8 protein-coding genes and 1 pseudogene are annotated in these 12,018 nt (G+C 44.4%); 2 read left to right on the forward strand and 7 right to left on the reverse strand.

Annotated features, from left to right (window positions below; translation table 11 throughout):
• Positions 1-606 precede the first annotated feature (606 nt).
• From MC7420_RS21925 to MC7420_RS21945, 5 genes are all read right to left on the reverse strand, one after another.
• The gene (locus MC7420_RS21925) at positions 607-1,899 is read right to left on the reverse strand and encodes a hybrid sensor histidine kinase/response regulator (protein ID WP_044208829.1); all 1,293 of its coding nucleotides are present in this window, start codon (positions 1,897-1,899) and stop codon (positions 607-609) included.
• Positions 1,900-1,904: 5 nt separating this feature from the next.
• Positions 1,905-2,351, reverse strand: coding sequence for a response regulator (locus MC7420_RS21930; RefSeq protein WP_006102977.1), 447 nt, complete (start codon positions 2,349-2,351; stop codon positions 1,905-1,907).
• A 42-nt stretch (positions 2,352-2,393) separates the two neighbouring features.
• Entirely contained in the window at positions 2,394-5,372 is a 2,979-nt protein-coding gene (locus MC7420_RS35555; RefSeq protein ID WP_006102864.1) for a PAS domain S-box protein, read from the reverse strand.
• Positions 5,373-5,813: 441 nt separating this feature from the next.
• Positions 5,814-6,629, reverse strand: a complete 816-nt coding sequence (locus tag MC7420_RS21940) for a phosphatase PAP2 family protein (protein WP_006103046.1) — start codon at positions 6,627-6,629, stop codon at positions 5,814-5,816.
• Between the two features lie 107 nt (positions 6,630-6,736).
• Entirely contained in the window at positions 6,737-7,567 is an 831-nt protein-coding gene (locus tag MC7420_RS21945; protein WP_044208833.1) for a class I SAM-dependent methyltransferase, read from the reverse strand.
• A 579-nt stretch (positions 7,568-8,146) separates the two neighbouring features.
• Here MC7420_RS21945 and MC7420_RS21950 point away from each other — a divergent pair.
• Together MC7420_RS21950 and MC7420_RS21955 are read left to right on the forward strand one after the other, a co-directional pair.
• Positions 8,147-8,473, forward strand: coding sequence for a hypothetical protein (locus tag MC7420_RS21950; protein ID WP_006102919.1), 327 nt, complete (start codon positions 8,147-8,149; stop codon positions 8,471-8,473).
• A 240-nt stretch (positions 8,474-8,713) separates the two neighbouring features.
• Entirely contained in the window at positions 8,714-11,119 is a 2,406-nt protein-coding gene (locus MC7420_RS21955; protein WP_006102836.1) for a VIT domain-containing protein, read from the forward strand.
• A gap of 225 nt (positions 11,120-11,344) precedes the next feature.
• Here MC7420_RS21955 and rpsU read toward each other — a convergent pair whose 3' ends face one another.
• Together rpsU and MC7420_RS42785 are read right to left on the reverse strand one after the other, a co-directional pair.
• A complete protein-coding gene (gene rpsU / locus MC7420_RS21960; protein WP_006103066.1) occupies positions 11,345-11,536 on the reverse strand; it encodes a 30S ribosomal protein S21 in 192 nt (63 codons plus the stop codon).
• A 351-nt stretch (positions 11,537-11,887) separates the two neighbouring features.
• Positions 11,888-12,018, reverse strand: a pseudogene (locus tag MC7420_RS42785) (RNA-binding protein); the annotation flags it as partial.

The following is a 12,018-nucleotide window of genomic DNA, read 5'->3' on the forward strand; positions in this document are numbered from 1 at the left end:
AGACAATGACGCAGGAATGATACTGCTTCTCCTCCAGCTAGCTCCATGGTTCATTAGAACCCCCTCACCCAAGCTTGGCAGAGGGAATGGGGGTAAGGGCTGTGGTTTAAGTTGACACCAATGCAGGGTCTTGCGCCCGATTTAACCGTAAAATCTATTCCAGTACTTGAACTGTGTCAAAAGCGACCTGTCGGGGCAACTTTCACAGAAATTTAATATTTATCCGAGCAGATTGCATCAAAACTATACCCAATTGGCTGAGATTCGGCTGCACAATAGAGAAAGCGAAAGCACCCTGCCTGAAAAAACCCTATAAGGCAGATAAATGAACCCGTGAAGCCCTGACAGGGTAAGCTCACATTCTGGTTTAGACTTCGGTCTTAAATAGGAATGTGGGCTTCCCTAATTTAAGTAAAATTTGTTTGTAGTATGCACTAAGCGTGCCTTAAACTGTTTTATTTTCCAGCACTAAAGTGCTGACTACGAACAGGCGGCGCTTTATCATCGATTCCGTTGGGTTTCCTTGCGTCAACCCAACCTACACCCTATTCCACTATTTTAGAGCGATGGTGGGTTACGCTACCCTTCGGGAACGCTTCGCGATCGCTAAACACACCCGACAATGTTTAAGGATTCTGGTGACAGTTCAGAACCTACAGGAATCGTCACAATAAATGTTGTTCCTTTGCCTACTTCACTGTCTACCGCAATTTCACCCTGATGGCGTTCTACGCATTTTTTGACAATCGCTAATCCTAATCCCGTTCCCGATATTGTCCCCACATTACTGCTGCGATAAAAGGCATCAAATAATTGAGCTTGCTCTTTTTCGGGAATCCCAATTCCTTGGTCTTTAATCGTGAACCTGACCTGATCAGCATCAAAGATAAGGTCAAATTGAACCGTTCCTCCTTCTGGAGAATACTTAATCGCATTTGACAGTAAATTGGTTAAAAATTGTCGTAATAGTTTTTCATCAAGACCAACCCATCGTGATCTACCTTGACGGCGAAACCCAATTTGATGGGGCGTTTTCACCGTCAGTTGTAATTCTTCCACTAATTCTTGGCAAAATGCCTCTAAATCCAGCGGAACAGGTTTAAATTCCAGTTTACCCGCTTCCGCTTTATTAATTAATAACACATCACTAATTAACTGGGTCATGTGGTGGATTGTATTTTGAATCCGTTGGAAATGCCGCTGCTTTTTATCCTCCTGCCATTTATGACCGTAATGTTGCAGTAATTCACTGGATGAGAGAATCGTGGCTAAGGGGGTGCGATATTCATGGGAGACGACGGAGATAATATTGGATTTGAGTTCACTGAGTTCTTTTTCTTTAGTTAAACTCTGGCGCAGTTCAGCTTCTAAGTGCTGGCGCTGGGCAATTTCTTGTTGTAAATCATGATTTTTTTGTCGCAATTCTTCCGTTTGTTTAGCCACGCGACATTCGAGTTCCTCATTAAGCTGTTGGAGTTTCTCCTCACTCTGGCGCAGCCGTTTTAAGGTTTGCGATCGCTCAATGGCATGGCGAATCGAACGAGTCAATAATTCATGATCAATTTTACCTTTGACCAGATAATCTTGCGCCCCTTGGCGTAAGGCTTCTAAGGCAGTTACTTTATCATTTAACCCCGTGAGAACCACAATCGGTAAATCGGGTACAGTTTCATGGGTTTTTGCCACAGTTCCTAATCCTTGTTTGTCGGGGAGAGACAAGTCTAATAACACGACATCAAAGTCATGAGTCTGTACGGTTGATAACGCCTGTTTAAGTTGCTCTACATGTACCAAAGACCAAGGCATTTCTTCGGCATCTTCCAGAATTTCCTGTAACAGATCTGCATCAGCCGGGTTATCTTCGACTAGCAATATTTTTATGGGTGGGGATATCGACATTATTGTTACTCCGAAGGTAGTTGAACCACAGCTAACCAAAAGGCTTCAATTATCTTGACAACTGACATAAATTGTTCGACATCAATGGGTTTGGTGACATAACAGTTGCCATTCAATTCATAGGTTTTCAGGATATCTCGTTCGGCGGCTGATGTAGTCAGAATAATTACCGGAATCCGCTTCAGTTGGGAATCGGCTTTGATTTCCGCTAAAACCTCACGCCCATCTTTTTTGGGCATATTCAGATCAAGCAAGATTAAATCGGGGCGGGGAACATCGCTATATTGACCTTGGCGTCGTAAAAACGTTAGGGCTTCCACGCCATCTTCAACCCAGTGTAAATTGTTGAGAACTCTGGCTTCACTAAAAGCATCAACGGTGAGATCAGCATCGCTGGGAGAGTCTTCAACCAGGAGAATTTCTATCGGTCGAATTGTCTTAATAAAAGTCATGGTCATGATGAATGATAAATTGAATAGTGGTAGATTAGACAATTAAACGGGAATCGTGAAATAAAAGGTTGTGCCAATCCCTAATTCAGAATTGACCCAAATTCGTCCTCCATGACGTTCGACAATTTTCTTACAGATAGCCAAACCAATTCCGGTTCCAGGATAGTCGCGGCGCGAATGTAAGCGCTGGAATATTGTAAAAATGCGATCTAAATATTCCGATTCCATACCAATCCCATTATCCTGAACTACAAATGTCCATTCATTTCCCTGGTTTTGGGCGGAAATATGGACGTTTGGTGGAGTTTCACGACGAAATTTAATCGCGTTACCAATTAGGTTTTGGAAGAGTTGAGTTAATTGAGTTTGATCAGCGATGACTGTGGGTAAGGCGTCATAAGTAACTATTGCTTGACTTTCTGCGATCGCGACGTTTAAATTCTCCATTGCTTGTCGGATAATTGTCTCACTATCCGTGGGTTGTAGGGGTTTCCCTCGTGTTCCCACCCGTGAAAATTCCAGCAGATCATTAATTAATTGCTGCATCCTCGTCGCCCCGTCCATAATGTAATGGAGGTATTTATCCGCCTTAGCATCCAGTTGGTTTTGATACTTACGGCTGAGGAGTTGGGCGTAACTATTGACAGCGCGTAAGGGTTCTTGTAAATCGTGGGAGGCGACATAAGCAAACTGTTCTAAGTCGCGATTAGATTGCCATAATTCTTGATTTAGTTCTTTGAGTTTTTCTTTGGCTTGCTTGCGTTCCGTGACGACTTCGGTGTTCATAATAATGCCGCTAATGTCGCCACTATTGCCAATCCAAGGACGAATTTCCCAGGAAATCCATTGCTTCTCCCCATCGGCGCGGATAAATAAGTCTTCGTCACACTGTTCGCTGGCACCTTGGAGACAGCGTTGATGAATTTGTTTCCAAGTATCGGGGATTTCGGGAAAGAGTTCGTAGTGATTTTTGCCGATAATATCTTGATTTTCTAAGTTGTAATCCTCTAACCAGCGGCGACTGACTAACTGGTAATTCATCTGCTTATCGAACATCGCGATCGCGGCGGGGGTATATTCTAGAAGTAGCCGCAGCATTTCGGCATTATGGCGCAAGGCTGTTTCAGTTTGTTTAGCTTCCGTTATATCTTGTACTAGGGATAAAATTGAGACCATTTTACCGGATTCGTCAAGGAGAACTGATTCGTACCATTGACAAATCACTACCCTGCCATCTTTGGTCAGATTGCGATTTTGGTAGACAACACTGGAGGTACTCCCATCCAGTAACTGACTCATTTCTTGGCGGACAATTTCAATATCGTCGGGATAAATAAACTGCCAATCACCTGAACGCTTTCCGAATACCTCCGACGTCGTCCAACCAAAGATTTCTTCCGCTTGTTTTGACCAACGCTGCACCCGAAACTGGTTATCCCATTCCACGACAGCTAAGGGAGAATTCTCCACATGAAATCCCAAGCGTTGATGGGCGTCTTGTAAGGCTTTGGTTTGTTGCTTGAGGATAAGTTCGGCGTGTTTATTTTCAGTAATATCCGTCCAAAAGCCGACCATTTCTAAGGGGTTCCCGGCTTCATCATAAATCAGTTTCAGTTCATCATGCATCCAGCGGTAAGTGCCATCCTGGTGTAAGAAGCGGTATTCATAAACATGATGTCCTGTGTCAAAAACTTTGGGCAAATTGGCACAAACGCGGGGAACATCTTCGGGGTGAATATGGTTGACCCAAAACGGCGGGTTTGTGATAAAGTCTTGGGCAGAGTATCCGACGACAGTTGCTGTATTATCACTCATAAACGTGACGCCATAGTTTCCGGAAACCTGGCGACTATAGAGTACCGCCGGACTCTGAGAAAGAAGATAACGCAGGCGTTCTTGAGTCAGCCGCAATGTAGACAGGGTACGTTTGCGATCGCTAATATCCCGATTTGACCCAACAATCCGATAAGGCTTACCGTTAGCATCGCGTAAACTCGCGCCACGGGACAAAATCCAGCGATAATTCCCCTCTTTATCCAGCAGGCGGTGTTCGAGTTCTAAGCTGGGGGTTAATCCGTCAATATAGTCTTGAAATGTCGCCAATACCCGTTCCCGATCGCCTGGATGAATCCGATTCAACCACTCAGTAAAGCGATCGGAAATTTCATCGACGTGATACCCTAAAGTTTGACTCCAACGGGGAGAATAGTAAACCTGATCGGTTAGCAGATTCCAATCCCAAAGTCCATCATTTGATCCTTCTGCTACCAGTTCATACCGTTCTTGAGTCTCTTGAAGAATGGCTTGAGTCTGCTTCTGTTTGGTAATATCGCATCCCACCGCATAAATTAACCCTTTAGCCGGAAATGAGGCGCTATTCCAAGCTAACCAGCGATAGGAACCATCTTGACAGCGATAGCGATTCTCAAATTGAATGGATGTCGTACCCGTCGCCAGTTTTTCTATTTCAGTTAAGGTAGCGACGCGATCATCGGGATGGACAAATTCTAGAAAGGGTTGAGTTAAAAGTTCCGTTAGGGGATAGCCGAGAACCCTTTCAAAAGCGGGATTCACTCGTTTGAAATACCCATCGCTTCCCGCAATCGCCATGAGATTAACGGACATATTGAAAAAGCGATCCAATTCACAGTCTCTGGGGAGTGAATCGGTAATTTCTCTGGCGACAGCATACCCATATCCCGCCTCATCGTAGTTCAATGTCCACTCTAGCCAGTGGTAGTTCCCTTGGTCGTGGCGATAACGGTTACGAAAGGAAACAGGAACCGCTTTCGTGGCTAACGCCGTCAGCGTGGCGGTAACATCCTCTGGATGGACAAGTTCAATCCAATGGCGCGATCGCACTTTTTCCGGCGTCCACCCCAAAACCTTGCACCAAGCGGGGTTGAGTTGTCCAATCCTGCCGTCAGGTTCGATAATACAGAAGAGATCGGCTGAGTAATGGAAAAAAGCTTGCCATTTAGGGTCAGCTTGAATTATTGTATGCTGCACGGGATTGCCCATGAGAAGTCTTATCCTAGAAGCGGTTATACAGGGATGGTTTCCTTAATTTTCATCACTTTTAGGCAAACTGTTGACCGAGAAAGTACCCAATTTTGTGAGGATGGCGGGTAATCCTTCGGTGAAATTACGGATACCAGTTTGTAGTAGGGGCTTTAGCCCCTAATTGTATTGGTTTCTTTCCCTATAATTCTGTAGGATTTAGCAGCGAGTTTTTGACCAAATTAGATAAACCGTAGGGTGGGCATTGCCCACCAGCCAAAATTTCAGTACCATTCCACCTAATGGAATCATACAGCTAAACTAGGGAAATAGATTTTAGAATTAAATCGGGTGTGGCATAGCTAATAGTGATGGATTAGAATTATAGCAAAAAACTGTAGGGGCGCACGCTCCGTGCGCCCAATTTAATCATAAAATCTACCCAAATATTACCTGTACCATTTACCCCGTTTGGCGATGAAGTAGTCTAGGTACAATCTCAGTAGCAAATAGGGTAAGGAGACTATAGCGCCAATAAGTGACCCATCCTTGATTTCGCCAGTCCCCTAAAATCCATCTTGAACCGATAAAAAGGGTTAAGACTAAGGTTAAACCGATTCCGCCCAAGATCAATCGCCTTTTCCAAGTGGAGGGTGGTGTAAACTTAGGTTGGGTGAGAAAAAACCCTGTAATGATTCCCAAAGAACGCGCTAGATGTTCCCATACAGTTGCTAGAAAAAACGTCAGGATGACAACTGTAACCCGAACAATAAACCTCGGTTTAACTGGAATAGACCAGACTGTACCTATCCCCGCAAAAAGAATACCTACAATTAATCCGGCGACTACATCGAGAGGAAAGTGAACCCCTAAGTAGAGGCGTGATATGGCAATTAAGGGGAGCAGAATTAGACTCCATACCCATAACCATAGGCGGTGGTGGTGTAACGATAAGTAAATCCAAAAGGTTGCTGAACCTTGGACGTGTCCACTGGGAAAAGAGGCATTTTCACTCGTCGCGATCGCGTCAGCAGAAGCGATGTCTGGATTTAACTCGAAGGGACGAGGTATGTCAAATAGTTCTTTGAGTATTGTATTACACCCATAACTAATCCCTAGGAATAAACCTAACTGGCGACCTGTCCATGGGTCAATTAACCAGTAATAGAGGGTGAGGAAGGCGATGTAGGCATATTCTGAACCGAGATTGGTAATCGCAAAGACTAAAGGCTCTAAGCGTTGTCCTAGTAGTGCCTGAATCCATTCAATGGTTGTCATCGTGCCTTGAATTTTTGTTTGGATCGCGTCATTCTAGTCATAGCTTTATGAGTTAACAACTAATACTAAAATAAGTTATTTTTTTGAGAGATTTCATGTTAATATCTTTACGACTTAACTTTTACCATCTTCACGCAACCCTTTTTAATTGGCTTAATTCCAGACGTGACTTGATTAATCCATCCCACATAGTCGGTTCGCACCTGTTTAAAAAAAGCCGCTATCATCCAATCTTCGACACTATGAGCAGCATAGTCTTTTGAATAAGGTTCTCGAAAGAGTTCTATCAACCAGTGAGCATAACGAAGTTTCCGTTGATTTCCATCCAGAATAATCAATTGTCCTCCAGGTTCCAGCAAGCGACAGCATTCTTGTACAATTAACTGAGAAATCTGGGGTGGCGTTTCGTGTAATACCATGGAGACTGTGACTAAATCAAACGAAGCATCATCAAAACCCGCAGCTTCAGCTAAACCATGCTGCCATTGTATATCTAACCCTGCTTGCTCTGCTTTGTAGTCTGCCACAATCAGCATATACGGAGACAAATCCAATCCGATAACAACGGCTTCCGGAAACGCCTGCTTTAACATCAATGTTGTCGAACCCGTACCGCAACCGAGATCGAGAATTCTACTGGGCTGATTCTCAATAGTCGTTATTAACTGTTCGCGAATCCGAGTTTCATTGGGTGGGGAAGCATAAGCTGTCACAGTATCATAGGTGATAGCTGCTATAGGATTAAGATAGCCGCCTTCAATACCATGAAAGTTGGGCTGGCTATAATAGTCGGGATAAATGAGATTGGTTTGTCGGAAACGTTCACTCTGCTTTTGCCAATTAATGGTTTCATAGAACTGAAGTTGATCCTGACCAATCAGGACGCTTATGATTGGCTTCAATAAAACTTCTCCTATTCGGTTATTACGGCTAGACATGGTAATCTCTTCCTCTCATCCTTTGTCTCTAATGAAACACAAACACTGGGCAACCCGCTGCACAAATTCACGCCAGCCACCTATTAATTTTATCAGATAGCCCTGCATCAGGTATCGGGAATTAAAAGCAAACCCTGTAGGGGCGACCCGCTGCACCAATTGACACAACCAACCGATTAATTTTATCGGGTCGCCCTGAATTAGGTATGGATAATTAAAGGTAAATACCTCTTTTAAATTGACGAAAAAATATGTTTTACCACATAAATTCTGGAATAAATATTACAAATTAACAGCAAAACCTGTAGGGGCAACCCACTGAACAAATTGACAGTACTCGCGTATTAATTTTATTGGGTCGCCCTAGATTAAATATTGGTAATTATCTGACACTGCGTACATTAGACTGGGGCGAGTCGAGACAAGTTAATTGGAGACACCACCACATTTGAGCAGCGACTCGCCCCTACAATCCCGATAATCCCACTAATCGCCACAATCCTTACAATCCTTAACCTAGCGGCAGAACCAGGAAATATTCAGGAAGTTTTGTGGTAAGCTAATGAACGTTCAAAATGCTTGACTCTAAATTATGCAGTTAAAGTCCATCAAACAAAAAAAAATTTTTTCAACGCCATAAAAGTTATATCCACCAGTCTGATCAGTGGCGCAATTGCACTAGAACTCTGGAATATTTATGCTTTATTCAGTGATCTGAGTGTCCCCACAATCCTGGAACCCGTTTTTTGGCTGGGGCGTATTGCCGTTACCATTCATTTAGTGGAAGCGATTATCGCGGCGGCTTATGCGCCTTCTAGACAAAAGACACCCATCGTCTATGGAACTTATACATTCTTTGTGGGTACAGTGGGTTTGTTAGAATTATTTGATCAGGAGGATGAGTAGATGTGGCGAAACTTCCCATCCTTGTTATCAGTCTGGATTACCCGATAGTCACAACTTAAGACTCTCGCACTCCCAACTCTTTTAAGTTATACTCATATCTTGCCTTACTGGTAATCAGCTTAAAGTACTGCTGTGGTGGGTAAGAGCAACGAACGATACGATAAGCATTTTGAATTTTATAACTCTTGCCCACCCTACATAAACTACATAAACTTTCCAAACTTTTTTAATGAGACGTGTATGAAATTTGTCGAGGCTATACCCATAACTTTATGCCTAAGTGGTATCTTCGTAGTTGTTCCGATAACCTTAGCTCAAGTTCCGGCTAAGATACCGACACGGGTAATTAGCCAAACTCTCGCCAACAATCAGCAAGAACTTCCGGTTGGCGGGTTATACGTTCAATCGGAAGAGGGACAACAGCAAGTCTTTCCCCTCAAGCATACCGAGGTGAATGCCAAAGTTACGGGAAATGTCTCTCAAGTTGAAGTAACACAGACCTTTGAAAACCCCTTTGCGGAACCCTTAGAAGCCGTCTATGTCTTCCCCTTGCCTGATGAGGCGGCGGTGTATGATATGGAGATTAAAATCGGCGATCGCACGATTAAAGGTGAGATTAAAAAAAGCGAAGAAGCCCAAGCCATTTACGAACAGGCGCGTCAGGAAGGACGAACGGCGGGACTCCTAGAACAAGAACGGGCAAATATCTTTACCCAGTCTCTGGCGAATATCAAACCCGGAGAACAGATTGATGTCACAATTCGCTACACCGATAGCCTAAAATTTCAGGGCGGTGACTATGAATTTGTGTTTCCCATGGTTGTCGGACCCCGCTATATTCCGGGTACTCCCATGGATAATAGTGGAAATACGAACCAAGTCCCCGACGCCTCCCGCATTACTCCCCCAGTTCTCAAGCCGGGAACTCGTTCGGGACATGATATTAATGTAACCGTAGAGATTAATGCTGGTGTACCGATTCAGGATGTGCGTTCTCCCTCCCATCAGATTCGCACCCAACGCCGAGGTGAAACCGTACAGGTACAGTTAGGCGGGGAAGACACAATTCCCAACAAAGACCTAATTTTACGCTATCAAGTCGCAGGCGATCGCACACAAGCTACTATCCTTTCCCAAACCGATGAACGGGGTGGACATTTTGCCCTTTACCTCATCCCCGCCTTAGACTATCGCCCTGATGAAATTGTCCCCAAGGATGTCGTCTTTCTCATGGATACATCGGGTTCTCAACGCGGTGAACCATTTCTGAAGTCCCAGGAATTGATGCGCCGCTTTATTAATGGGTTGAATCCAGATGATACGTTTACGATTATCGATTTTGCCAATACAACCACTCAGCTTTCGCCTCAACCGTTAGCCAATACAGCCCCAAATCGCACTCAAGCACTAAATTATATTAATGGATTGCAGGCAAATGGCGGTACAGAATTAATGAATGGGATACGGGCGGTGTTAAACTTCCCACCATCTGCACCGAATCGGCTGCGAAGTGTGGTATTACTCACTGATGGCTATATTGGTAATGAATCGCAGGTAATTGCTGAAGTACAACGACAACTCAAACCCGGTAATCGTCTCTATAGTTTCGGTGTCGGGAGTTCGGTGAATCGCTTCTTGCTGAACCGTTTAGCTGAAGTGGGGCGGGGTACAGCCAAAATTATTCGTCAGGATGAACCCACACAGGAGGTGGCGGAAACATTCGCCCGCCAAATTAATAATCCAGTATTAACGGATATTCGGGTAAGTTGGCAAGGAGAGGGGACATCGGCGCAAATCTATCCCCTAGCCGCACCTGATTTGTTTGCCAATCAGCCTTTGGTTTTATTGGGACGAAAACCAGACCGTCGCAATGGCACGATTAAGATTACTGGAATGACGGCGGGTAGTCAACGGTACGAAAAAACCCTATCGGTGAATTTTGATCAGAGTAGCGATAATCCGGCGATTGCCCAATTGTGGGGACGCGCCCGGATCAAAGACTTGATGAATCAAATGTTTGGCGGTGAAACTACGTCGGGTGTGGAGGCGGTGACGCAGACGGCGTTAAATTATAACTTATTATCGCAATATACGGCATTTGTAGCGGTAAGCGAAGAAGTCCGAGTGGAACCCGACGGAACAAGGCGGCGGGTACAAGTTCCGGTGGAATTACCAGAAGGGGTGAGTTACGAAGGAATTTTTGGTACGGATGATGTCATGAATATGAGTGGAACTGCTAACTTTGCACCTGCCCCCTCTGGGATGATACCGCTGAGTAGACAAGCTGGGGGAACTAGAGGCGGTGGGGAAATTCTACTTGAGTCAGATTCTGTTGACGTAACTAGCCAAGGTTCACCTCAACTTACAGTAGTGAAGATTGAAGGATTAGAACCGGAACAAGAAGAGAATGCGATCGCGTCTCTGACTCAACATCTACAATCCCTGAATCTCCCAGAGGGTTTCACGGGTGAAATTATCTTTGAGGTACAGATTCGCGATGGTGCGGTTCAACGAGTGATCCTTGACGATATCGAGTCAACCTTACAGGATACCACCATTGTCGATCCAATTCGGCGATCGCTCTTAGGCTGGTCTACTTTAGAATCTGTTACTGGAAGGATTCGAGTTACCTTGCGAGTTCCATAGATACGTTAAAACATCGGTTAAATAACTCAGGGAGAGGCGAACACTCCTACGAATACGTTACTGAGGGCGGGTTTTTTTGAGAGGTTATCATTAACCCGCTTACCTGAGTAGCTAAACCCGCCCCTACACTTGACCCTTCACAACCTTTGAGGGAAAGCTCTTGACTTTTAAAGTCTGCGAAGCCGTACTAACGTAGGGGAAAAGGTCAAGAACATCAGCAATTTCTTACCGCCGTTTGCGATATCTGCGTTGTTGTCGGTGTCTGGCTATTTCCTTGCGTTTGTGCTTTTCTAAGGGAGTTTCAAAAAAGCGGTTCTTCTTCATGTCTGAGAAAATCCCAGCACGAGATACTTTGCGCTTAAATCGCCGAAGTCCAGATTCAATTCCTTCATTTTCTCCAATAATAACTTGAGCCATGCTTATCTCCTTTGAAGCTCAACACAAAAAGGGCAGACATTTACCTGCCCTCAAATTTCAAAAGCCATAATAACTTAATTCCTTATCATTCCTAAATTTCAGGGAAAAATAAGGAAATCAGCTTTTGACACTCCCACTGCTAAACATTTAATGCTATAGCGGTGAACAAGTTTTTTCACAAGGCGCGATTTATATATATCACCGCTCTCATGGAGTGTAGTGATATCAGTATGACACACATGACATCCTCTGAGTAGGGGTTCAATGCCCCAAAGTTGGGGAGTCCATGTATCCCAACACTGACCTCACGGGTACAGTTCGGGACTTATAGCTCCCCAAACCCCTCGCTAGTTAAAAAGAGCCACGGTTATAGCCGCCACCGCGATTCCCATTGCTTCGTTCCCGTGGTCTTGCTTTGTTAACCTTCATTGAGCGTCCCATCCATTCAGCACCATCAAGGGTTTCAATAGCACTGTCTTCGT

The organism is Coleofasciculus chthonoplastes PCC 7420 (assembly GCF_000155555.1).
Lineage (GTDB): Bacteria > Cyanobacteriota > Cyanobacteriia > Cyanobacteriales > Coleofasciculaceae > Coleofasciculus > Coleofasciculus chthonoplastes_A.

Coding starts and splice junctions, on each gene's coding strand:
- MC7420_RS35555 (WP_006102864.1), bottom strand. CDS start 5,372: ATGGGCAATCCCGTGCAGCATACAATAATTCAAGCTGACCCTAAATGG.
- MC7420_RS21955 (WP_006102836.1), top strand. CDS start 8,714: ATGAAATTTGTCGAGGCTATACCCATAACTTTATGCCTAAGTGGTATC.
- MC7420_RS21940 (WP_006103046.1), bottom strand. CDS start 6,629: ATGACAACCATTGAATGGATTCAGGCACTACTAGGACAACGCTTAGAG.
- MC7420_RS21930 (WP_006102977.1), bottom strand. CDS start 2,351: ATGACTTTTATTAAGACAATTCGACCGATAGAAATTCTCCTGGTTGAA.
- rpsU (WP_006103066.1), bottom strand. CDS start 11,536: ATGGCTCAAGTTATTATTGGAGAAAATGAAGGAATTGAATCTGGACTT.
- MC7420_RS21945 (WP_044208833.1), bottom strand. CDS start 7,567: ATGTCTAGCCGTAATAACCGAATAGGAGAAGTTTTATTGAAGCCAATC.
- MC7420_RS21925 (WP_044208829.1), bottom strand. CDS start 1,899: ATGTCGATATCCCCACCCATAAAAATATTGCTAGTCGAAGATAACCCG.